Consider the following 23,009-nt stretch of genomic DNA (forward strand, 5'->3'; position numbering starts at 1 on the left):
GCCCGGTTACATTCCGAACCCGGAAGCTAAGCCTTTCAGCGCCGATGGTACTGCAGGGGGGACCCTGTGGGAGAGTAGGACGCCGCCGAACAATCTTTGAAGGACCCGTGGGTCCCAGCGTTCATGCTGGGACCCACGGGTCCTTTTGTTTTCCATGATGCGTGGGCCGACGGCCCGCGTGAGAACGACTGCGGAACCTCAGGACAGCTGCGGTACCGCAAGACAGGAGTCACGTCGATGCCCACCAACTCGCCCGAGGACAGGTCAGGGCGCTCGGAGCGCCACCCGAGGCGTCAGGACGGCGGTGACCGACGGGATTCCCGAGGAGCGGGACCGCGCCGGGACCGTGACGGTGACCGAGCCCGCGGCCGTGACGACCGCCCCCGCGGCCCGCGGCGCGATGACGAGCGCGGCGGCTTCCGCGGGCGGGACGAGCGTTCGGGGCAGGGTCCCCGGCGTGACGACCGGCGTGACGACCGCCGTGATGAGCGTCGGGACGACCGGCGTGACGACCGTGGCGGCCCCCGACGGGACGACCGTGGTGGGTTCCGTGGTCGGGACGAGCGGCGTGATGAGCGTGGGCCGCGGCGTGACGATGACCGTGGTGGGTTCCGGCGGGACGACCGTCCGCGTGGTCCGCGGCGTGATGACGAGCGCGGTGGCTTCCGCGGGCGGGACGACCGGGACCGTGGTGGCCGTCCCGGCGGCGGCTTCGACCGCAGGGATGACCGGTCCGGCGGCTTCGAGCGTCGTGACGACCGGTCCGGTGGCTACGGCCGGCGGGACGACCGTGACCGCTCCCGTGACGATCGCCCCCGTGGCCCGCGGCGCGATGACGAGCGCGGCGGGTTCCGTGGTCGGGACGAGCGTCCGGGGCAGGGTCCCCGGCGTGATGACCGCCGTGATGAGCGTCGGGACGACCGGCGCGACGACCGTGGCGGATTCCGACGGGACGACCGTCGGGACGACCGTGGTGGGTTCCGTGGCCGGGATGACCGTGGGCCGCGCCGTGATGACGACCGCGGTGGCTTCCGGCGGGACGACCGTGGCGGATTCCAGCGCGACGACCGACGTGACGACCGTCGGGATGACCGTGGTGGGTTCCGTGGTCGGGACGAGCGGCGTGATGAGCGTGGGCCGCGGCGTGACGATGACCGTGGTGGGTTCCGGCGGGACGACCGTCCGCGTGGTCCGCGGCGTGATGACGAGCGCGGTGGCTTCCGCGGGCGGGACGACCGGGACCGTGGTGGCCGTCCCGGCGGCGGCTTCGACCGCCGTGACGACCGGTCCGGCAGCTCCGAGCGCCGTGATGACCGCTCCGGCGGCTTCGAGCGTCGTGATGACCGCTCCGGTGGCTACGGCCGGCGGGACGACCGCGACCGCTCCCGTGACGAGCGCCCCCGCGGTCCGCGGCGGGACGACGAGCGCGGCGGCTTCCGCGGGCGGGACGACCGCGGTGACCGTGGGCCGCGCCGTCCGTACGGGCAGGGCGACCGTGGACGGGACGAGCGTTCCGGTGGCTACGGGCGCCGTGATGACCGGTCCGGTGGCTACGGCCGGCGGGACGACCGTGAGCGGGGCGACCGCGAGCGTGAGCCGATCAAGCGGCTGCCGATCCCCGACGACGTCACCGGTGACGAGATCGACAAGGACGTGCGGCAGGAGCTGCTGAGCCTGCCCAAGACCCTGGCCGAGGACGTCGCCAGGAACCTCGTCATGGTCGCCAATCTGCTCGACGAGGACCCGCAGCGGGCCTACGAGTACTCGCGGATCGCGCTGCGGCTCGCCTCGCGGGTCGCGGCGGTGCGGGAAGCCGCGGGCTTCGCCGCGTACGCCGTCGCGAAGTACTCCGAGGCGCTCGCGGAGTTCCGTGCCGCGCGCCGGATGACCGGTTCCACCGAGCTGTGGCCCGTGATGGCCGACTGCGAGCGGGGCATGGGGCGTCCGGAGCGGGCGCTGGCCATGGCCGGTGAGCCCGAGGTGCAGAAGCTGGACCGCGCCGGGCAGGTCGAGATGCGTCTGGTCGCCGCCGGCGCCCGGCGCGACATGGGCCAGGCCGACGCCGCGGTGGTGACGCTGCAGAGTTCGGAGCTGGCGTCGAACTCCATCCAGCCGTGGACGGCCCGGCTGCGCTACGCGTACGCCGACGCGCTGCTCTCCGTGGGCCGTGAGGACGAGGCACGCGAGTGGTTCGCCAAGGCCCTGGAGGCCGATCAGGGCGGCACCACCGACGCGTCGGACCGGCTCGCGGAGCTGGACGGTGTCGAGTTCACCGATGCGTTCGACCCGGGTGCCGAGCCCGACGAGCAGCCGTCCGCCGCGGTGCAGCCGTCCGTCGAGGAGCCGTCGGCTCCCGCGGAGCCGGAGGCCGTCGTCCTGGAGGAGGGCGCCGTCGCGGAGGAGGCCGGGGCCGAGGAGGAGAGCCAGGCCGCGGAGGAGAGCGAGACCGCGGAGGAGAGCGAGACCGCGGAGGAGAGCGAGACCGCGGAGAAGAGCGAGGCTGCGGAGGAGAGCCAGGCCGCGGAGGAGGTCGCCGCGGTGGAGCCTGCGGTGACCGAGGACGTGGCGCAGGAAGAGGACGTGGCGCAGGAGGCAGTGGAGCCCGTCTCCACCGAGGCGCCCGAGCAGGACCGGGACTGACCCCATAGCGGCGGCGGCCGGCGGAACCCATCCGGGTGCCGCCGGCCGCCGCCGTTTCTGTTCCGAGGTGTATCCGAGGTGTCGCGAGGTGCGCTGCCGACGCTCCGGTCAGCCCAGTTCGAGGCTGCGCAGCACCAGTCCCGTGGCGGGCTTGGGGCCGAACGACGTCGACTTCCGGGGCATCGTGACGCCCTGCTGGGCCAGCTCCCGGACGACGTCCTCCTGCACCGGGTGCATGAGGACGGCCGTGCCCCCGTGCCGTTCCGCCTGCTCGACCGCGGCCGACGCGTCGTGGATGTACCCGATGTGCTCCGGGCCGTCCGGTATCCGCCAGATGCGCTCCAGCAGGACGGAGTGCAGAACGGTCGCGTCCAGGGTGCGCCACGCCTGCGGGCGGCCGGTCGGGACGGTGGCGTCCAGCAGCTCCGGGTCCGGCCGGTCGACCAGGTGGAATCCCGTCCCGCCCGCGAGGAGGAAGGCGTTGCCGTCCGCGTCCGAGGCGGCTGCCAGCTCGTCGAGGGCCTGGGGGAGAGGGCCCGCCACCGTTCGGACCCGGAACGCGTCCCCGAGGGCCGCGACGGCGTCCTGCACCGGCAGCTTGTGCAGCAGCCGGTGGATGGCCCGCACGCGCAGCGGATAGCGGGCGGTGTCCACCAGGAGCACCAGGCCGGAATCCCAGGGGCCGGGCACCGTCCGCTCCTCCCGCAGCCGCAGATACGTCGCCCAGCGGTGGTGGCCGTCGGCGATCAGGGCCTGGTGACGGGCGAGACCCCGGTCGATCTCGGCGAGCTCCGCGGGATCGGTCACCGACCACAGACGATGGCTGAAACCGTCCTCCGTGGTGGTGGCGAGCAGCGGATCCTGCCGGACCGTGCGCTCGATGACGGCGGCCGCCCCGTCCACGTCGCCGTTGCCGCGGTAGGAGAGGAGCAGCGGTTCCAGATGGGCCGCCGTCTCGCGCATCAGCGCGGCCCGGTCCTCGACGATGTCCGGCATCACGTCCTCGTGCGGCAGGACGACGCCGTCCTCGGGCGGGCTGAGCCGGAGGGTACCGATCAGGCCGCGCTGCAGCAGTCCGGCGTTGTCGCGCTGCTCGTAGACGTACAGCGCAGGTTCCGGGTCCGCGCGCAGGACGCCCTCCGCCAGCCAGCGGTGCAGGGTGTCCGCGGCCTGTCGGTGCCGGGCGGCCGGGGAGTCGGACTGCGGCAGGATCAGCCGGACGATGTTGTGCGGGTCCGCGGTCTCGAGGTGGCGCAGGCCGTCCGGCCGGACCACGACGTCGTACGGCGGTGAGGTCACCGCTGCGAGGCTGCCGACCCGTTCGGGGACATAGCGCAGACCTCGGAAGGGCGACAGCCGCAAGCCGTCGCGTGCGTGCCCAGGTGTGGTCATTGATGCATGTTATGCGTCCGTGCACGATGCGGGATGATCGGGGGATGGCAGCGAGCGAGGAACGAGACACCATGGCACGGCACACCCCGGTCCGGACCCGGACCGAGGCCTCCGGACGGCCGCTGAGCGAGGCGTACGACACGGCGCTGCTCGATCTGGACGGTGTGGTCTACGCCGGGGGCGCCGCGATCGATCACGCGGTCGAGTCCCTGGCAGCGGCGCGGTCCGGCGGCATGCACCTGGCCTACGTGACCAACAACGCCTCCCGCACGCCGGAGGCCGTCGCCGAGCATCTGACGCGGCTGGGCGTGCCCGCCGGGACCGGTGACGTGATCACCTCGGCCCAGGCCGTGGCACGGCTGATCGCCGATCAGCTGCCCGCGGGCTCCCGGGTGCTGACCATCGGCGGGGAGGGACTCCGGGTGGCGCTGCGCGAGCGGGGCCTGGAGCCGGTCGACTCGCTGGACGACGATCCGCGGGCCGTGGTCCAGGGCTTCGACCCGTCGCTGGGGTGGCAGCAGATCGCCGAGGCCGCGTACGCGGTGGCGCGGGGCCTGCCCTGGTTCGCTTCGAACACCGACCTCACCATTCCCACCGCCCGGGGCACCGCGCCCGGCAACGGTGCCCTGGTGGAGGCGGTACGGATCGCCACCGGCAAGCGGCCGCAGGTCGCGGGCAAGCCGCTGCCGCCGATGCACCGCGAGACGGTGCTGCGGACGGGCGCCGAGCGTCCGCTGGTGGTCGGTGACCGGCTCGACACCGACATCGAGGGCGCGTACGCGGGTGAGGTGGACTCGCTGCTGGTCCTCACCGGGGTGACGGACGCGGCCCACCTGGTGGCCGCGCCCCCGCGGCACCGGCCGACCTATGTGGCCGCCGACCTGCGCGGGCTGCTGACGCCGCAGCCCGAGGTGACGGCGGGGGCGGACGGCTTCGGGTGCGGCGGCTGGACCGCGTCCGTACGGGACGGCGCGGCCGCGCTCGACGGGGACGGCGAGGCGCTCGACGGTCTGCGGGCGCTGTGCGCCGCGGTGTGGACCGAGGCCGGGGACGGCGAGGCCGCCGTGGACACCGAGAAGGCCCTGGCGCGGCTGGGGCTCTGACCCCGGGCGGCGCGGCCGGTTCGGTGCTCGCTCCCGTGCCGTGCCGGGCCCGTCAGGCGGGTGGCTCGTCCGGCGCGCGGGGGCTGGACGGGCACGCCGGTTGGGGCGTCGCCCCGTGACGGCTTCGGCCGAGGCCCGGCGCGCCCCGTCCGTCGGCGCGCCCGGAGGAGCGGGGCCCTGTCGTCGAACTCCCGCCCTCCGGGCGGACGACGGGAGTGTGACGACAGGACCTACAGCAGGGAACGCAGGCGCAGCAGGTCGCGCAGGCCCGCCTCGAACTTGATCCGGCCGCTGCCCCACGCCTTGGCGAAGTTCAGCCGGCCGTCCACCAGGGCCACCAGATCGTCACTCGCCATGGCGAGCCGGATCTGCGCACGCTCCGGCGGCGGGCCCGGCACCGTGGTCACGTCCTGGATGCGGCTCTGCGCGAGCCGTCCCAGAAAGGTGATGTCCAGGTCGGTGATCCGGCAGCTCAGTGAGCGGTCCAGGGCGGCGGCGCTGCGCAGGTCGCCGTTGGCACGGCCGAGATTCTCCGACAGCCGGTCGAGTGCGCTGCGGCACTCCTCGAGGGTGCTCATCGTGGACGACGGTACCCCAGGGCCTCGTTCTCCGAAGAAGGCCCGGTTCGGGGTAGCGTCGGGGTCATGACTGAGCCGATGCCCGGCACGGAGCCGGGACCGGAGGACGAGCCGCTGCCGCTCGGTGTCACCCGCACCCCCACGGGCCGTGCCGAGGTCGACGCGCAGCTGGAGCGCCTGGCCGATGTCGACCACCTCCCGGCGGACGGCCACATCGCGGTGTACGAGGATGTGCACCGGGAGCTGCGCTCCGAGCTCGCCTCGCTCGACACCGGGCCGGGGGAGCCGCGGCCCGCGCAGCCGCCGGGAGACCGTCCGCCCGGCCGGTGAGCCGTACTCCGGCCGTCGGCCGGTCCGGCCGGCGCCGGGTCCCCCGCCGTGCACCGGCCCACCCCGGACGCACGGCGGCCCGGGGGCTCCCCGGGGATCCATCGATGTGAGAAGCAGCCCGTTCCCTGCGGTTCCCCCGCTCGGAACACCGCTCGGAAGGAGCGAACCGGACGTGGCACGACGCCGACTCGACGCGGAGCTGGTGCGCCGCAAGCTGGCCCGCTCGCGGGAGCACGCGAGCCAGCTGATCGCCGCGGGCCGGGTGACCGTCGGCGGGACCACCGCGACCAAGGCGGCCACACAGGTGGAGACCAGCGCGGCCGTCGTCGTGACCGAGGACGACGGCGACCCGGACTACGTGTCGCGGGGCGGGCACAAGCTCGCCGGCGCACTGGCCGCCTTCACCCCGCACGGGCTGAAGGTCGAGGGCCGCCGGGCCCTCGACGCCGGCGCCTCGACCGGTGGGTTCACCGATGTCCTGCTGAGGAGCGGCGCCCGGCAGGTCGTCGCCGTCGACGTCGGCTACGGGCAGCTCGCCTGGTCGTTGCAGAGCGATGAACGGGTGACGGTCAAGGACCGTACGAACGTACGTGAATTGGAACTGGAACACATCGACGGCGAGCCCGTCGACCTGGTCGTCGGCGACCTCTCCTTTATCCCGCTCGGCCTGGTGCTGCCCGCGCTCGTCCGCTGCGCCGCACCCGATGCGGATCTCGTGCTGATGGTCAAGCCGCAGTTCGAGGTGGGGAAGGAGCGACTCGGCAGCGGCGGAGTCGTCCGGAGCCCCGAACTGCGTGCCGAAGCCGTGCGTACCGTGGCCGGTCACGCCGCTGACCTCGGCCTCGGTGTCCTGGGCGTCACCGCGAGCCCGCTGCCGGGACCGTCCGGCAATGTCGAATACTTTCTTTGGCTGCGCGCCGGGGCTCCCGCACTGGATCCGGCCGATGTCGAACGTGCAGTGGCGGAGGGGCCGCATTGACCACGACAGATCGCACCGTCTTCCTGCTCGCCCACACCGGCCGGCCGGCCGCCGTGCGGAGCGCGGAACTGGTGGTTCAGGGCCTGCTGCGCTGCGGCATCGGTGTGCGGGTCCTCGCGGAGGAGGCGGCGGACCTGCCGCTGCCTCCCCAGGTGGAGCTGGTGGAGGCGTCGGAGGACGTCCTGCGGGGCTGTGAGCTCCTGGTGGTGCTGGGCGGCGACGGAACGCTGCTGCGGGGCGCCGAGTTCGCGCGCGCCTCGGGAGTACCGCTGCTCGGGGTGAACCTCGGCCGGGTCGGCTTCCTCGCGGAGGCCGAGCGGGACGATCTCGACAAGGTGGTGGACCGCGTCGTCACGCGCCACTACGAGGTCGAGGAGCGCATGACCATCGATGTGCTCGTCCGCAACAACGGCCGGATCGTGCACCGTGACTGGGCGCTGAACGAGGCGTCCGTGGAGAAGGCCGCGCGCGAGCGGGTGATCGAGGTCGTCACCGAGGTCGACAACCGTCCGGTGTCGCGCTTCGGCGGTGACGGTGTCGTCTGCGCCACGCCCACCGGCTCCACCGCCTACGCCTTCTCGGCGGGCGGCCCGGTGGTGTGGCCGGAGGTCGAGGCCCTGCTCATGGTCCCGATCAGCGCCCACGCGCTGTTCGCCAAGCCGCTGCTCACCGCGCCCGACTCGGTGCTCGCGGTCGAGGTGCAGCCGCAGACCCCGCACGGGGTGCTGTGGTGCGACGGGCGGCGCACCGTCGAACTCCCCGCGGGGGCCCGGGTGGAGGTGCGGCGCGGCGCGGTGCCCGTACGGCTGGCCCGGCTGCACCACGCGTCGTTCACGGACCGGCTGGTCGCCAAGTTCGCGCTGCCGGTGGCCGGCTGGCGGGGCGCGCCGCAGTGACGGCCCCGGAGCGGCTCCCCGGGTGACGGCGGGGGCCGGCGCCGGGCGGGACGGTGGCGGTTGTCGCGGGTCGCGGGGCCGGGTCGTGAGGGCCGGGGAGCCGGCCGGCGGCGGGAGGGGCTCAGTGGCGCTTCTTCGGAGGGCTTCTTCGACGGATGGGTACCGGTGACCTTCGGGGCGCTTCGGGCGCTTCGCGGACATCCGGCCCTCGCGCACGGTCACCCGGAAGAGGGGCCGCCCGCCCCCGCCCCGGGCCGACCGCTTTCCCCGGGAGAGCGCCGGCGGGCGCTCCCGGGCACGTCAGAGGGGTGGTGGAGGCGTGCTTCCCCGAGGTGACACGGGGGAGCACGTCGCGCGGCGCCCGCGGAACCTCGTAAGGTCGTGTCCGTGTTGGAGGAGATGCGGATACGGTCGCTCGGGGTCATCGACGACGCCGTCGTCGAGCTGTCACCCGGCTTCACGGCGGTGACCGGTGAGACCGGCGCGGGCAAGACCATGGTCGTCACCAGTCTCGGTCTGCTGCTCGGCGGCCGTGCCGACGCCGCCCTCGTGCGGATCGGTGCCAAGTCGGCGGTGGTCGAGGGGCGCATCCAGGTGCCCCCCGACGCCCCGGCAGCGGTGCGCGCCGGGGAAGCGGGTGCCGAGCTGGACGACGGCGCGCTGCTCATCAGCCGGACCGTCTCGGCCGAGGGACGCTCCCGGGCGCATCTGGGCGGGCGGTCCGTACCGGTGGGGCTGCTCGGCGAGCTCGCCGACGACCTCGTCGCGGTGCACGGCCAGACCGACCAGCAGGGGCTGCTGCGCCCCGCGCGGCAGCGGCAGGCCCTCGACCGGTACGCCGGTGCCGCGGTCTCCGCGCCCCTGGACACGTACACCGCGGCCCACCGGCGGCTGCGCGCGGTGGCGGCCCGGCTCGACGAGCTGACCACCCGCGCCCGCGAGCGCGCCCAGGAGGCCGATCTGCTGCGCTTCGGGCTGGAGGAGATCGCCGCCGCGGAACCCCAGCCCGGTGAGGACACCGACCTGGCGGCCGAGGCCGAGCGGCTCGGCCACGCCGAGGCCCTGGCCTCCGCCGCGACCGCGGGCCACCGCGCACTCGCCGGCGACCCGGAGGACCTGGAGGGTGTGGACGCGGCGACTCTGGTCGCGGGCGCGCACCGGGCCTTGGAGGCCGTACGGTCGCACGACCCGGCGCTGGCCGGACTGGCCGACCGGATCGGCGAGATCGGCATCCTGCTCGGCGATGCGGCGGGCGAGCTGGCCGGATATGCCGACGACCTCGACGCCGATCCGCTCCGGCTGGCCGCGGTCGAGGAGCGGCGCGCCGTTCTCACCCAGCTGACCCGGAAGTACGGGGAGGACATCGGGGCCGTGCTGGCCTGGTCCGAGCAGAGCGCGGCCCGGCTCGCGGAGCTGGACGGCGACGACGACCGGATCGGCGAGCTGACGGCCGAGCACGACGCGCTGCGCGTCGAACTCGCCGGACTGGCACAGGACCTGACCGACGCCCGTACGGAGGCGGCGCAGCGATTCGCCGACGCGGTCACCGCGGAGCTGGCCGAACTCGCCATGCCGCACGCCCGGGTGACCATCGACATCCGGCAGACCGAGGACCCGGACGGGATCGAGGTCGGCGGCCGGCCGGTGGCCTTCGGGCCGACCGGTGCGGACGACGTCGAGCTGCTGCTCGCCCCGCACCCGGGCGCCCAGCCCCGGCCGATCGCCAAGGGCGCCTCGGGCGGTGAGCTGTCCCGGGTGATGCTCGCCGTGGAGGTCGTCTTCGCGGGCTCCGCCCCGGTGCCGACCTATCTCTTCGACGAGGTCGACGCCGGCGTGGGCGGCAAGGCGGCGGTGGAGGTGGGCCGGCGCCTGGCCCGGCTCGCCAAGTCCGCCCAGGTCGTGGTGGTCACCCACCTGCCGCAGGTCGCGGCCTTCGCCGACCGCCACCTGGTCGTGGAGAAGACCCACGACGGCTCGGTGACGCGCAGCGGTGTGCAGGCCATGGAGGGCGAGGACCGGGTGCGCGAGCTGTCCCGGATGCTCGCCGGCCAGGAGGACTCGCAGCTGGCCCGCGCCCACGCGGAGGAGCTCCTGGAGGCGGCGCGGACGGGGCTGTGAGCCGGTCCTGAACGTGTCCGGGGGCACGGGCCGCGAGGGACGTACCGGACGGCCGCCCGTCGCCGGCGGTGTGCCTGCCGTTGCGGCCGCGGCCGTCCCCCGGCCGCACTCGCCCCGTACCCCTCCCGGCCGGTCCCCTCCCGGTCGGCCCCTGTGCGGCCTGCCTCTGTGCAGCCGGGCCTCTGTGCAGGGGGACCGCCGCGCCGAACACCGCAGGCCGGCGCGTAGGGTGACGGGCGATTCGGCAGCGAGGGGAGCACACGCGATGGCGCAGCGGGGCAGCGGAGAAGGGCGGGTGGCCGCTCTGTTCGCCGCGGTGGGGGCCGCCCGGGTGGCGCAGGCGGGGCTGCGGCGCAAGCCGCCGGGCGAGGCCGCACTCTGGGAGCGGCGCAACCACTCCGGCCGTGTCGTCGACCTCTACGCCGGTCCGGCCGTGACGGTGGGCACCGTGCTGGCCGCGGTGACCGCGTCGGCGCTGCCGGTCCGCGCCCGGGGCGCCGCCGCGCTCGCCGTCCTCGGGGCGGGCGCCTGCGGGCTGTACGACGACATGGTGGGCCGGGGCGACCGCCGCCGCGGCTTCCGGGCCCATCTCACCGCCCTCAGGGAGGGCGAGATCACCACGGGCAGCGTGAAGCTCTTCGGCATCGGGGCGGCCGGCCTGGCCGCCGGTGCGCTGCTCAAGGAGCGCGCCGCCGACAAGCTGCTCGCCGGTGTCGTCGTCGCGGGCACCGCCCATCTGGTCAATCTGCTGGACGTGCGGCCCGGCCGGGCCGCGAAGGCCGTGCTGGCCGCGGGGGCGCCGGGGCTGCTGTGCGGGGGCGCGGCCGGAGTGCTGACGGCGGCACCGCTGGGCGCCGGGGCCGCCGTCCTCGGGGACGATCTCGGCGAGCTGACCATGCTCGGGGACGCGGGCGCGCATGCCCTCGGCGCCGGGCTCGGGCTGGCCGTCGCCGCGGGCGCCGGCCGGACCGGACTGGTGGTGCGCGCCGCCGCCGTGGTCGCCGCGGCCGTCGCCGGTGACGTGATGGGCAGCGGTTCGGCCTGGCGCGAGCACGCCGTGCTGCGCGCCTGGGACGCTCTCGGCCGCCGTCGGGAGACGGCCGCCGCGTTCTCCCGCGGCGCCACCCCCGTACGGCCGACGGGCGCGCCCCGCGGATAGACGCCCCCCGCGGATCGACGCACCCTCGGATAGGACAGGCGTCCGTCACTCGATCGGGTGAGTGTGGTCGGGTGTGGGCAGCCAGGGGCACCGAAAGTGCCGAACATCGGTGCCTTGCCGTCCCGTCGGACTGGCATCCTGGGGCGCGCAGTTGTCGCCCCACCGTCCCCCGGCCCCGACCCAGGAGCTCCACCCGCGTGAGCAGCACACCGGCCCCACCGCCCGGGAAGTCGCCGTTGCACGCCGTCCAGGTGCTGGGGCGCGGCAGCTCGGGCAACGGCGCGCATGTGCGCTCGCTGACCGCCGGGCTGGTCGCGCGCGGTGTCCGCGTGACGGTGTGCGCCCCGCGCGCCGCCGAGCGGGCCTATGACTTCACCGGCGCCGGTGCCCAGTTCGGGCCCGTGGCGGCCCGCACCGACCCCGCGACGGTCGCCGTGCTGCGGGCCGTCTGCGGTCAGGCCGACGTCGTGCACGCGCATGGGCTGCGGGCCGCGGTGCGCGCCGCCCTGGCGCTAGGCGGCCGCCGCACCCCGCTCGTCGTCACCTGGTACACCCGGGGATCGGCCGAGGGGACCCGCGCCCAGGTGGTGCGGCTGATGGAACGCCGGGCGGTGCGGGCCGCGGCGGTCGTGCTCGGTACCTCGTCCGGCCTGGTCGACCGGGCCCGACGGCGGGGAGCGCGCGACGCCCGGCTCACCGCGGTCTCCGCACCCCGGTCCCTCGTGCCCGATGCGGGCGGCGCGGACGCCGAGCTGCGGCGCAGCAAGGCGCGTGCCGAACTCGGGGCGGTGGACCGTCCGGTGCTGCTCGCCGTCGGCCGGCTCGAACCCCGGCAGGGTCACTCGCTGTTGCTCGACGCCGCCCGCGGCTGGCGCGATCTCGATCCCCAGCCGCTGCTGGTACTGGCGGGGGAGGGACCCGAACGCCCCCTGCTCCAGCGGCGGATCGACGCCGAGAGCCTGCCGGTGCGGCTGCTGGGCCGCCATGACGACGTGCCGGAGCTGCTGGCCGCGGCCGATGTCGCGGTGCTGCCGAGCCGCTGGGAGGCGCGCGCCGTGCTCGCGCAGGAGGCGCTGCGCGCCGGAGTGCCGCTGGTGGCGACGGCGGTCGGTGGCATCCCGGAACTGGTGGGGGACGCCGCGGAACTGGTGCCCTACGGCGACGCGGAGGCGCTGTCGGCGACCGTCGCCCGGCTGCTCGCCGACCCCGGGCGCCGCGCCCGGCTGTCGGCGGCCGGCCGGGCCCAGGCCGCTACCTGGCCGACCGAGGACGAGACCGTGGCCCAAGTCCTCAGCGTGTACGACGAACTCGCGGGGCGGTGACCGGGGGCCGTCTCCCGGACGTGCGGGAGGGGACCGGCGCCTCGTCCCGAACGGGCCGGAGCCGGCCGGTTGTTCCCGAACGGGCCGGAGCCAGCCGGTTGTTCCCGAACGGGCCGGAGCCGGCCGGTCATTCCCGAACGGGCCGGAGCCGGCCGGTCGTTCCCGAACGGGCCGGAGCCGGCCGGCATGCACGGGCCGGAGAAGACCGGTCGGCCCGCACGGCTCACGCCGTGTGGCGGCGGGCCTGGAGTGCCAGGTTCAGAGCGAGCACGGCCTGCGGATCGTCCAGATTCGTCGCCAGCAGCTGGGAGATCCGGGCCAGCCGGTCGTACAGCGTCTGCCGGTTGAGGTGCAGCTCGCGGGCGGTCTCCGCCTTGCGGCCCGCGTGCGCGAGATAGGCCTCCAGCGTCGGCAGCAGCGGGGGCCGGGCCGTACGGTCGTGGACCAGCAGGGGGCCGATGGCCCGGTCCACGAACGCGGCGAGATCGGGGTGCTCCCGCAGCCGCCACAACAGCAGGTCGATGTCCAGCCGCCGGGCGTCGTACCAGGGGCGGGACGGCAGGCCCTGGGCGGCGGTTGCGGCCTCCGCGGCGTGCCGCAGGCCGGGGCCCGCGCCCGTCCAGTCCCCGGCGACCCCGACGACCACCGCGGGCGACTGGACTCCGGCCCGCTCCAGTCCGGCCCGTTCGACCCCGGCCCGCAGCGCCGCCGCGACCCGGTCGGCGGCGGCCGACCGCTCCGACTCCGAACGCAGCCCCAGCAGCAGCGGAACCCGGCCCTCCACCGGTCGTACTCCCATCAGCACCGGCAGCCCGACCGTCGTCAGCTCCTCCTGCACCGCCCGCACCAGGACCGCCCAGTCGCCGGGCGGGATCAGCTCGGCGGGCAGCCGCATCACCACGGGGAGCAGCAGACCGTCGGCCGGGCGGAAGCCCAGTACCCGGGCCCGGGCGGGGGCGTCCTCGGCGGCGATCCGGCCCTCGGCGAGATCGGTCAGGAAGTCGCCCCGGCCGCGGGCCGCCAGCTCCTCCTCCTGCCGGGCCTGCATCAGCACGACCGCCAGCAGCCCGGCGGTGCGCTCCGCGGCGATCCGGTGCACCGGCGCCAACGGCCCCTCCACCGGCAGGATCACCAGCCGGGCCCGTACCGAACCGGGCCCCGCACCGCCGCCCGGGATGTCCACGGTCACGCCGCCCGCGGGCGGCTCCCCGGCCCGGGACGCCCGCTTGGCGCGCAGCCCGTCCCACACCTCCACCGGTTCCGCGGCCCCGCCCTGCCCGGCGGCGTAGAGCAGTTGGCCCTCCGGGGTCTCCAGGAAGACCGGGTTGCCGGTGAAGCCGGCCAGCAGGCGCAGCACCTCCGGTGCCCCGCCGCCGCGCAACAGCAGGTTGGTGCAGCGCCGGTGGACCTCCTCAGCGCTGCGCAGCAGGGCGTAGTGGCCGTTGACGATCTCGGTGTGGATCTCCTCGGTCACCGTCACGAACGGCACCCGGCGGTGCAGCTGCACCAGCGGCAGATCGCAGGACCGGGCCGCCTCCAGCAGCGCTCCGGGCAGCTCCGTGAAGCTGCCGCCCAGCTCCACGACGAGCGCCGCGATGCCCCGGTCGGCGAGGGTGCGGACGAATCCGCGCTGGTCGGCCGGGCGGGTCCCCAGCCCCAGACCGGTGGTGAGCAGCAGCTCCCCGCCCTTGAGGAGGGAGGCGATGTCGGGCACCTCGCCCGCGTGCACCCACCGGACCGGCCGGTCCAGTTGCTCCTCGGAGGCGACGACCTCGGGGAGCCCGCGCCGGAGAGCGGGCAGCTCGAGAGCGCGCCGCACGGTGATCCCGGCCTGCGCTTCCATGAGGCGGACGCTACCCGGGGCCGGGCTGACCTGCACATCCTGGCCCGCCGGCCCGTACGGTCCCGGGCCCTCAGCCCCCGTACGCACCCGAAGCGGTCAGCCGCAGCGCGGTGTCGATCAGCGGGACATGGCTGAACGCCTGCGGGAAGTTGCCAACCTGCCGCTGCCGGACCGGGTCCCACTCCTCGGCGAGCAGTCCCAGGTCGTTCCGGAGCGACAACAGCTTCTCGAACAGCTTCCGGGCCTCGTCCACCCGGCCGATCATCGCCAGGTCGTCCGCCAGCCAGAACGAGCAGGCCAGGAAGGCGCCTTCGTCCCCCTCCAGCCCGTCGACGCCCGGGGTCTCCCCCTGCGTCGGGTAGCGCATCACGAAGCCGTCCTCGGTGCCCAGCTCCCGCTGGATCGCCTCGATCGTGCCGATGACCCGCTTGTCGTCCGGCGGGAGGAAGCCCATCTGCGGAATGAGCAGCAGCGAGGCGTCCAGCTCCTTCGACCCGTAGTACTGGGTGAAGGTGTTGCGCTCCTTGTCGTAGCCCTTCTCGCAGACCGTGCGGTGGATCTCGTCGCGCAGCTCGCGCCACCGCTCCAGCGGACCGTCCACATCGCCGGACTCGATCAGCTTCACCGTGCGGTCCACCGCCACCCAGGCCATGACCTTGGAGTGGACGAAGTGCCGGCGCGGCCCGCGGACCTCCCAGATGCCCTCGTCCGGCTCGTTCCAGTGGTCCTCCAGGTACCGGATGAGCTTCAGCTGGAGCAGCGAGGCGTAGTCGTTGCGCGCCAGGCCCGTCATGTGCGCCAGGTGCAGCGCCTCGGTGACCTCGCCGTAGACGTCGAGCTGGAGCTGGCCCGCCGCGCCGTTGCCGACCCGGACCGGCTGCGAGTTCTCGTACCCCGGCAGCCAGGTCAGCTCCGTCTCGCCCAGCTCCCGCTCGCCCGCGATCCCGTACATGATCTGGAGGTTTTCCGGGTCGCCCGCGACGGCGCGGAGCAGCCACTCACGCCAGGCGCGGGCCTCCTCGCGGTAGCCGGTGCGCAGCAGCGACGACAGGGTGATCGCCGCGTCCCGCAGCCAGGTGAACCGGTAGTCCCAGTTCCGCGAGCCGCCGATGTCCTCCGGCAGCGAGGTGGTCGGCGCCGCCACGATCCCGCCGGTCGGCCCGTAGGTCAGCGCCTTCAGGGTGATCAGCGAGCGGACCACGGCGTCCCGGTACGGGCCGTGGTACGTGCACTGCGCCACCCACTCCTGCCAGAACTCCTCGGTAGCCTCCAGGGACGCCTCCGGCTCGGGCAGCGGCGGCGGCTCCCTGTGCGAGGCCTGCCAGCTGATGGTGAAGGCCATCCGCTCACCCGGCGAGATGGTGAAGTCCGAGTAGGTGGTGAGCTCCTCGCCGTGCGTCTCGGCGGCCGTGTCGTACCAGACCGAGTCCGGTCCGGCGACGGCGACGGTGCGCCCGTCCACCCGGTGCACCCACGGCACGACCCAGCCGTAGGAGAAGCGCATCCGCAGCGCCGACTGCATCGGCACGCGCCCGCTGACCCCCTCCACGATCCGGATCAGCTGGGGGGCGCCCTCCCGGGGCGGCATGAAATCGATCACGCGCACCGTGCCGCGCGGGGTGTCCCACTCCGATTCGAGCACCAGCGAATCACCGCGGTAGCGCCGGCGGTCCGCGGCCGGCGGCTCGGTGCCGTCCGGATACGCGGGGCCCAGCCGCCAGAACCCGTGCTCATCCGTGCCGAGCAGCCCGGCGAAGACGGCATGGGAGTCGAACCGGGGGAGACACAGCCAGTCGACCGTGCCGTCCCGGCAGACCAGGGCGGCGGTCTGCGTGTCGCCGATGAGTGCGTAATCCTCGATGCGCCCGGCCACGTGCATCTCCAGTCGAACGGCCTCGTCGCCCCTCAGGGCGTCTTGCGGTCAAGGGAACATGTGACGAGCTCTGTTCCGGGAGGCGGGGCGGGGTCGTGCCGTGCCGGTGCTCGCTGATGTGTCCGAGCAGGATACGACGCACCGCACCGATCCGTGTGGCCGTCCGGGCAAGGCGTCCGGGCCGTACGGGTGACCAGCGGCTCCGTGCCCGCTGAGGAGCCCGGTGACCGGCCCGTACGAAGCCCCGCGACCGGCCCGTACGAAAGAGGTCCACGCATGGCCGGAAGCAGCCTCCTGCTGTCGCTGATACCCTGGTAGCCCGTGGACCGGTGGGCCTCACCCGAGGTGACGGCACCCCCGAACCGCAGCGACGGCACCCCCTCCGAAACTCTTCGTACAGGGTAGGAGCCGGCCCGCACCTCACTACGCGACCACGGGAGCCCCCTCTTGGCACTGCCGCCCAAATCCATGACGACCAAGCACCTCTTCGTCACCGGGGGTGTCGCCTCCTCGCTCGGCAAGGGGCTCACGGCCTCCAGCCTGGGTGCGCTGCTGAAGGCGCGGGGCCTGCGGGTCACGATGCAGAAGCTCGACCCGTACCTCAATGTCGATCCTGGCACGATGAACCCGTTCCAGCACGGCGAGGTCTTCGTCACCAACGACGGTGCCGAGACGGACCTCGACATCGGCCACTACGAGCGCTTCCTCGACGTGGACCTCGACGGATCGGCCAACGTCACCACCGGCCAGGTCTACTCCTCCGTCATCGCCAAGGAGCGGCGCGGCGAGTACCTGGGCGACACCGTGCAGGTCATCCCGCACATCACCAACGAGATCAAGCACCGCATCCGCCGGCTGGCCACCGAGGACGTGGACGTCGTCATCACCGAGGTCGGCGGCACGGTCGGCGACATCGAGTCGCTGCCCTTCCTGGAGGCCGTCCGCCAGGTCCGCCACGAGGTCGGCCGGGACAACGTCTTCTTCGTGCACGTCTCGCTGCTCCCGTACATCGGCCCCTCCGGCGAGCTGAAGACCAAGCCCACCCAGCACTCGGTGGCCGCACTGCGCAACATCGGTATTCAGCCGGATGCGATCGTGCTCCGCGCCGACCGTGAGGTCCCGCAGTCCATCAAGCGCAAGATCTCGCTGATGTGCGACGTCGACGAGGCCGCCGTGGTCGCCGCGATCGACGCCAAGTCGATCTACGACATCCCCAAGGTGCTGCACGCCGAGGGCCTGGACGCCTACGTCGTCCGCCGGATCGACCTCCCGTTCCGCGACGTCGACTGGACCCAGTGGGACGACCTGCTGCGCCGCGTCCACCAGCCCGACCACGAGGTCACCGTCGCCCTGGTCGGCAAGTACATCGACCTTCCCGACGCCTACCTCTCGGTCACCGAGGCGCTGCGCGCGGGCGGCTTCGCCAACAACGCCCGGGTGAAGATCAAGTGGGTCACCTCCGACGACTGCCGGACCCCGGCGGGCGCCCGGGAGCAGCTCGGTGACGTCGACGCGATCTGCATCCCCGGCGGCTTCGGCGAGCGCGGGGTGGACGGCAAGGTGTCGGCCATCACCTACGCCCGGGAGAACAAGATCCCGTTGCTGGGCCTCTGCCTCGGCCTGCAGTGCGTCGTCGTCGAGGCGGCGCGCAACATCGCCGGCATCGAGGACGCCAACTCCACCGAGTTCGACCCGGCCACCGCCCACCCGGTGATCTCCACCATGGCCGAGCAGCTGGACATCGTCGCCGGTGAGGGCGACCTCGGCGGCACCATGCGGCTCGGCATGTACCCGGCGAAGCTGGCCGAGGGCTCCATCGTCCGCGAGGTCTACGGCGACCAGCCGTACGTGGAGGAGCGCCACCGCCACCGGTACGAGGTCAACAACTCCTACCGCGCCGAGCTGGAGAAGACCGGCCTGCTCTTCTCCGGCACCTCCCCGGACAACAAGCTGGTCGAGTACGTCGAGTACCCGCGCGAGACGCACCCCTACCTGGTCGCCACCCAGGCGCACCCGGAGCTGCGCTCCCGCCCGACCCGCCCGCACCCGCTCTTCGCGGGCCTGGCGAAGGCGGCCGTCGAGCGGCAGCAGGGTGCGCGGAAGAAGAGCTCCAAGGGCTGACCGATACGGTGGTGGCCGGGGTCCGGGCGTCGCAGAGACCCGGGCCCCGGCATCATCGTTGCGGAGGTCGATCCACCCATGGGCGAGCACACCGAGCGCCTGCACGACATCGCCGCGGAGTGGCAGGTCACGGAGACCGCCACCCCCTTCACCGGCAACAAGACCAGCGTCCGGACGGACCGTGTGGTCATGCCGGACGGCAGCACGGTCACCCGTGACTACCAGGTCCACCCCGGCTCCGTGGCGGTCCTCGCGCTCGACGAGGACAACCGGGTGGTCGTCCTCCGCCAGTACCGCCACCCGGTACGCCACAAGCTGTGGGAGATCCCGGCCGGACTGCTGGACGTGCCCGGCGAGAACCCGCTGCACGGTGCCCAGCGCGAGCTCTACGAAGAGGTCCACATCAAGGCCGAGGACTGGCGGGTCCTCACGGACGTCTACACCACGCCCGGCGGCTGCGACGAGGCCGTCCGGATCTTCCTCGCCCGCGGTCTCACCGATGCCGAGGGCGAGCGCTTCGAGGTCTCCGAGGAGGAGGCCGACATGGAGATCGACCGGGTGCCGCTGCCGGAGCTGGTGCGCGGCGTGCTCGCCGGTGAGCTGCACAACAACTGCCTGGTGGTCGGCGTTCTGTCGCTCACCGCGGCGCTCGCGGGGGACGGCGTCGAGGCGCTGCGCCCGGCGGACGCCCCGTGGCCGGCCCGGCCCTTCGACGCCTCGGTCGGCGCCTGACGCCTCGCGTTCCCGCGCGCCGGGGGCTCCGCAGGACGGCCGGACCCGTCGCGACCCGTCCCGTCCGGGCCTCACGTGCTCATGCACACCGCCTCATGCACACGGCGCATTCCTGAACATCACCCACGGCCGGCCCCGCATCCCGCGGGGCCGGCCGTCGTCGGGGGAGCCGCCGCCGTCGGGGCAGCGCCCCGGACATGAGGTGCACCACATCGTGCGGATGATCCGATGCGGTGATTTTCGGCCATAAGGCCTGTCGCGCTCCGTGCGGGCGTCGGTGCCGGGTGAACTACGCTCGGGGAGTTCCCGCCCGCACCCGGGGCGGGCTGCGCAGGCCGGGGTCTCCCCGCCGACGGCAGGGGAAGGGAGCACGCCCGTGACGGATCAGGCGGTGGACACCGGCGGGCGCGCGAGAACGGCCGCCCCGGCCCGCACCACCACCGCGGACACCACCGGCACCGGCTTCCTCGGACGCGCCCGCGAACTCAAGTCCCTGCGCGACGACATCGCCCGGACCGGGCTGGACACCCTCTCCGGACGCAAGGGCGCGCGGGCCCGGGTGCTGCTCGTCGCGGGCCGCCCCGGTTCCGGACGGACCGCGCTCGCCGAGGAGTTCGCCCGGCGCGCGGCGCCGGAGTACCCCGACGGCGTGCTGCGCGCCCGGTTCACCACGCCGGACGGACAGCCCGTGCCCCTCGGCCGCGTCGCCCGCGACCTGCTCGGAGCGCTGGACGTGACCGCCGTCCCCGGAGCGCCGGACGACGAGCTGACCGAGGCGCTGCGCAGCGCCCTCGCCGGCCGCGCGGCGCTCCTGCTCCTCGACGACGTCCGACAGCCGGAGGAACTCCTCGAACTGATCCCCGACGCTCCGGACTGCCTGGTGCTGGCCACCTCGGAGGGCCCGCTCACCGGAGTCCCCGACGTCCGGCCCTGCACCCTGGGCGGGCTCGACCCGCACACCGGGGTCGCACTCCTCGCCCGGTACACCGGCCCGGTGCGGATCACCGTCGATCCGCGCTCCGCCGACGCCCTGGTCGAGGAGTGCGCGGGGCAGCCGGCGGCGCTGATGCTGGTGGGCGGCTGGCTCGCCGCCCGGCCCCGCACCTCGGTCGCCGACGCGATCCAGCGGCTGCGCGACCTCCCGCTGGGGTCCGCCCCGCCGGTCGCCCCCGGGACCTGGCCGCTGGCGCGGGCCTTCCAACTGGTCCACACCTCCCTGCCGCCGTCCGCCGCCCGGCTGCTGCGCCTGCTGGCGCTCGCCCCCGCCGGCGTCGTCGACGCGCACATCGCGTCGGCGCTGGCCGGGAGTTCGCCGTCCGCCGCGCAGGCCGCGCTGGAGGGCTTCGCCGCCCACGGGCTGCTGCGGCCGCCCGAGGACAGCGGCCCCCTGCCGTCGCGGTACCGGGTGCCGGGCGCTCTCGCCCCGCTGCTGCGGGCCGCGCTCGAGGCGGAGGAGAAGCCGGCCGAGATCCAGCTGGCGCGGGCCCGGATGCTGGAGCGGACCGTACGGCAGCTGCAGTCCTGCCGGGCGGTGACCGAGCCGGCCGGCTCGCCCGCCCGGAAGCGGCTGGCGGCGCTGTCGCGGGAGCTGCGTTTCCCGTCCCCCGCCGTGGCCGGGGAGTGGCTCGACTCCCGCTTCCCGGTCCTGCTGGCCGCCGCCGAATCGGCCGCGGCGGACGGCGAATCCCTCACCCAGGCGCGGCGGTTGGTCTCCGCCCTGTCCCGCGCCCTGATCGCCCACCGGGGCGAGCGGGGCGCCGCCCCCGACCTCTATCCCCTGCACCGGCTCGTGCTGGCCGTGGCCGAGCGGCGGGGGTCGCGGCCGGAACAGGCGGCGGCGCTGCTCAACCTGGCCGACCTCGACACGGCCGCGGGCCGGTCCGGGGACGCCCTGGGCCGCTACCGCGGCGCTCTGGAGGCGGCGCGCGCGGCGGGCGACCCGCTGCTCACCGTCCGCGCCCTGGAGTCGCTGGCCGGGACGTACGAGGCGCTGGGGGACTGGACGCGGGCCGCGGACTGGTACGGGCGGGCCCTCGCCCTGTGGCTCTCCCGCGGCGACCTGGCCGAGGAGGCGCGGCTCTACGGGCGGCTCGCGGCGGTGCACGGCCACGCCGGCCGCTGGGGCGAGGCGCTGCGCCAGTGGCGGGCCGCCGCGGCGGTGCACCGCAGGCTGCACGACGCACGGGGCCATGCCCGGGCCCTCGGCGAGATGGCCCGGGTGCAGGAGTGCGCGGAGCGGCCCGAGGAGGCCCTGCGGACCTGCGAGGAGGCGCTGACCTGGGCGCGGCGCGCCGGTGACGAGCGGCTCCAGGCGGCCCTGCTGCTGCGGACCGCCGGCACCCTCGAACGGCTCGGTGACCCGGCCGCCGCCCGGCTGCAACGGGACGCGGCCGATCGGTTGCTAAGCGATACCGCCGGTACCGCCTACGAAATCCGTGGCGGTTCCACGCGAGATTGATGCTTTGAAAGGCTAGACAGCGAGACATCCTTCAATAGACTGGTTGCGCCGCCACAGGAGCGGTGCCATCCGGTATGCAGTCGCATGCTGGGGTTTGTACCTGATCCCCTCATTCAAGGACCGTGATCGACGTGAAGGTCGGCATCCCCCGCGAGGTCAAGAACAACGAGTTCCGCGTGGCCATCACCCCGGCCGGCGTGCTCGAGCTCGTCCGTAACGGCCACCAGGTCTTCGTGGAGCAGGGCGCCGGCCTTGGCTCCTCCATCCCGGACGAGGAGTACGTCGCCGCCGGCGCGGGCATCCTGCCCACCGCCGACGAGGTCTGGGCCACGGCCGACCTGCTGCTGAAGGTCAAGGAGCCGATCGCCGAGGAGTACCACCGGCTCCGCAAGGACCAGACGCTCTTCACCTACCTGCACCTCGCCGCGTCCCGCGCGTGCACCGACGCGCTGCTCGAGTCCGGCACCACCGCGATCGCCTACGAGACGGTCGAGACCGCCACCCGCGCGCTGCCGCTGCTCGCCCCGATGTCCGAGGTCGCGGGCCGGATCGCCCCGCAGGTCGGCGCCTACCACCTGATGCGCTTCGCCGGCGGCCGCGGTGTCCTGCCGGGCGGCGTCCCGGGCGTGCACTCCGGCCGTGCCGTCGTCATCGGCGGCGGTGTCTCCGGCTGGAACGCCGCGCAGATCGCCATCGGCATGGGCTTCCACGTCACGCTGCTGGACAAGGACATCAACAAGCTGCGTGAGGCCGACAAGATCTTCGGCACGAAGATCCAGACCATCGTCTCCAACGCCTACGAGCTGGAGCGGGCCGTCCTCGACGCCGACCTCGTCATCGGCGCGGTGCTCATCCCGGGTGCCAAGGCCCCGAAGCTGGTCACCAACGAGCTCGTGTCGCGGATGAAGCCTGGAAGTGTTCTTGTCGACATTGCGATCGACCAGGGCGGCTGCTTCGAGGACTCGCGTCCCACCACGCACGCCGAGCCGACCTTCCAGGTCCACAACTCGGTCTTCTACTGCGTCGCCAACATGCCGGGCGCGGTGCCGAACACCTCCACCCACGCGCTGACCAACGCCACGCTGCCGTACATCGTCGAGCTGGCGAACCGCGGCTGGCAGGAGGCGCTGCGCCGGGACGCCGCGCTGGCCAAGGGCCTCAACACCCATGACGGACAGGTCGTTTACGGCCCCGTCGCCGAGGCGCACTCCCTGCCGTCCGTCGAGCTGAGCACGCTGCTCGGCTGAGTCGCCACCCGGCGGCGTCAACGGACGCCGTCAACATCGCCAATACCGCGTGCCGGGCCGGACCTTGTCGCTCAAGGTCCGGCCGGACGCGTTCGGCATGCCCGAAAACGTCTGTCAACTCGCCTCGAACGTAACCCTTTAACCGATTCGCACAGTCGGAAAAGTTCGGGGAGAGGTCCATACGCCCTTGACATCGGGGGGTTCGGTTGCCGACACAT

Annotated in this window: 17 protein-coding genes and 1 rRNA gene; 14 read left to right on the top strand and 4 right to left on the bottom strand. The window is 74.1% G+C overall.

Annotated features, from left to right (window positions below; all coding sequences use genetic code 11):
- The 3 genes from rrf to ABT112_RS09480 form a co-directional block, all read left to right on the top strand.
- Positions 1-91: ribosomal RNA gene (rrf, locus tag ABT112_RS09470) — 5S ribosomal RNA — on the top strand; the annotation flags it as partial.
- A 213-nt stretch (positions 92-304) separates the two neighbouring features.
- On the top strand, positions 305-1,672 hold the full coding sequence (locus ABT112_RS09475; protein ID WP_502975295.1) for a hypothetical protein: 1,368 nt from the start codon (positions 305-307) through the stop codon (positions 1,670-1,672).
- Positions 1,654-2,640: a tetratricopeptide repeat protein gene (locus tag ABT112_RS09480; RefSeq protein WP_351507608.1), complete on the top strand. Its 987-nt coding sequence runs from the start codon at positions 1,654-1,656 to the stop codon at positions 2,638-2,640. Before ABT112_RS09475 ends, ABT112_RS09480 begins: the two co-directional genes overlap by 19 nt.
- A gap of 108 nt (positions 2,641-2,748) precedes the next feature.
- Here the strand turns inward: ABT112_RS09480 and ABT112_RS09485 are convergent, their stop codons facing one another.
- Positions 2,749-4,032 carry a DUF1015 family protein gene (locus ABT112_RS09485; RefSeq protein ID WP_351507383.1) on the bottom strand — a complete coding sequence of 428 codons (1,284 nt, stop codon included), beginning with the start codon at positions 4,030-4,032 and terminating at the stop codon, positions 2,749-2,751.
- Between the two features lie 71 nt (positions 4,033-4,103).
- Between ABT112_RS09485 and ABT112_RS09490 the strand changes: the two genes are divergently transcribed.
- Positions 4,104-5,135, top strand: a complete 1,032-nt coding sequence (locus ABT112_RS09490; protein ID WP_351507609.1) for an HAD-IIA family hydrolase — start codon at positions 4,104-4,106, stop codon at positions 5,133-5,135.
- Positions 5,136-5,365: 230 nt separating this feature from the next.
- Here ABT112_RS09490 and ABT112_RS09495 read toward each other — a convergent pair whose 3' ends face one another.
- A complete protein-coding gene (locus tag ABT112_RS09495; RefSeq protein ID WP_351507385.1) occupies positions 5,366-5,713 on the bottom strand; it encodes a sterol-binding protein in 348 nt (115 codons plus the stop codon).
- Between the two features lie 66 nt (positions 5,714-5,779).
- Here ABT112_RS09495 and ABT112_RS09500 point away from each other — a divergent pair, with 66 nt between their 5' ends.
- From ABT112_RS09500 to ABT112_RS09525, 6 genes are all read left to right on the top strand, one after another.
- Positions 5,780-6,043, top strand: coding sequence for a hypothetical protein (locus tag ABT112_RS09500; protein WP_351507388.1), 264 nt, complete (start codon positions 5,780-5,782; stop codon positions 6,041-6,043).
- A gap of 172 nt (positions 6,044-6,215) precedes the next feature.
- The gene (locus ABT112_RS09505) at positions 6,216-7,022 is read left to right on the top strand and encodes a TlyA family RNA methyltransferase (protein WP_351507390.1); all 807 of its coding nucleotides are present in this window, start codon (positions 6,216-6,218) and stop codon (positions 7,020-7,022) included.
- The gene (locus ABT112_RS09510) at positions 7,019-7,918 is read left to right on the top strand and encodes an NAD kinase (protein ID WP_351507392.1); all 900 of its coding nucleotides are present in this window, start codon (positions 7,019-7,021) and stop codon (positions 7,916-7,918) included. The genes ABT112_RS09505 and ABT112_RS09510 overlap by 4 nt, the downstream gene beginning before the upstream one ends.
- A 399-nt stretch (positions 7,919-8,317) precedes the next feature.
- A complete protein-coding gene (gene recN / locus ABT112_RS09515; RefSeq protein ID WP_351507611.1) occupies positions 8,318-10,036 on the top strand; it encodes a DNA repair protein RecN in 1,719 nt (572 codons plus the stop codon).
- 265 nt (positions 10,037-10,301) lie between these two features.
- On the top strand, positions 10,302-11,195 hold the full coding sequence (locus ABT112_RS09520) for a hypothetical protein (RefSeq protein ID WP_351507394.1): 894 nt from the start codon (positions 10,302-10,304) through the stop codon (positions 11,193-11,195).
- 197 nt (positions 11,196-11,392) lie between these two features.
- Positions 11,393-12,517 carry a glycosyltransferase family 4 protein gene (locus ABT112_RS09525; RefSeq protein WP_351507397.1) on the top strand — a complete coding sequence of 375 codons (1,125 nt, stop codon included), beginning with the start codon at positions 11,393-11,395 and terminating at the stop codon, positions 12,515-12,517.
- A gap of 223 nt (positions 12,518-12,740) precedes the next feature.
- On the opposite strand, the gene ABT112_RS09530 is transcribed toward ABT112_RS09525, so the two are convergent.
- Positions 12,741-14,360 (bottom strand): PucR family transcriptional regulator, encoded by a 1,620-nt coding sequence (locus ABT112_RS09530; RefSeq protein WP_351507399.1) that lies wholly within the window; start codon positions 14,358-14,360, stop codon positions 12,741-12,743.
- A gap of 70 nt (positions 14,361-14,430) precedes the next feature.
- On the bottom strand, positions 14,431-16,239 hold the full coding sequence (locus ABT112_RS09535) for a glycoside hydrolase family 15 protein (protein WP_351507401.1): 1,809 nt from the start codon (positions 16,237-16,239) through the stop codon (positions 14,431-14,433).
- Between the two features lie 447 nt (positions 16,240-16,686).
- Between ABT112_RS09535 and pyrG the strand changes: the two genes are divergently transcribed.
- From pyrG to ald, 4 genes are all read left to right on the top strand, one after another.
- Positions 16,687-18,354 carry a CTP synthase gene (gene pyrG / locus ABT112_RS09540; RefSeq protein ID WP_502975307.1) on the top strand — a complete coding sequence of 556 codons (1,668 nt, stop codon included), beginning with the start codon at positions 16,687-16,689 and terminating at the stop codon, positions 18,352-18,354.
- A gap of 78 nt (positions 18,355-18,432) precedes the next feature.
- Complete coding sequence (locus ABT112_RS09545) at positions 18,433-19,086, top strand: NUDIX domain-containing protein (protein WP_351507405.1); 654 nt, start codon at positions 18,433-18,435, stop codon at positions 19,084-19,086.
- A gap of 376 nt (positions 19,087-19,462) precedes the next feature.
- The gene (locus ABT112_RS09550) at positions 19,463-21,544 is read left to right on the top strand and encodes a tetratricopeptide repeat protein (RefSeq protein WP_351507407.1); all 2,082 of its coding nucleotides are present in this window, start codon (positions 19,463-19,465) and stop codon (positions 21,542-21,544) included.
- Between the two features lie 131 nt (positions 21,545-21,675).
- Positions 21,676-22,791, top strand: coding sequence for an alanine dehydrogenase (gene ald / locus ABT112_RS09555; RefSeq protein WP_351507613.1), 1,116 nt, complete (start codon positions 21,676-21,678; stop codon positions 22,789-22,791).
- Positions 22,792-23,009 lie beyond the last annotated feature (218 nt).

The organism is Streptomyces sp. NPDC002055 (assembly GCF_040296705.1).
In the GTDB taxonomy this organism is placed as follows: Bacteria; Actinomycetota; Actinomycetes; order Streptomycetales; family Streptomycetaceae; genus Streptomyces.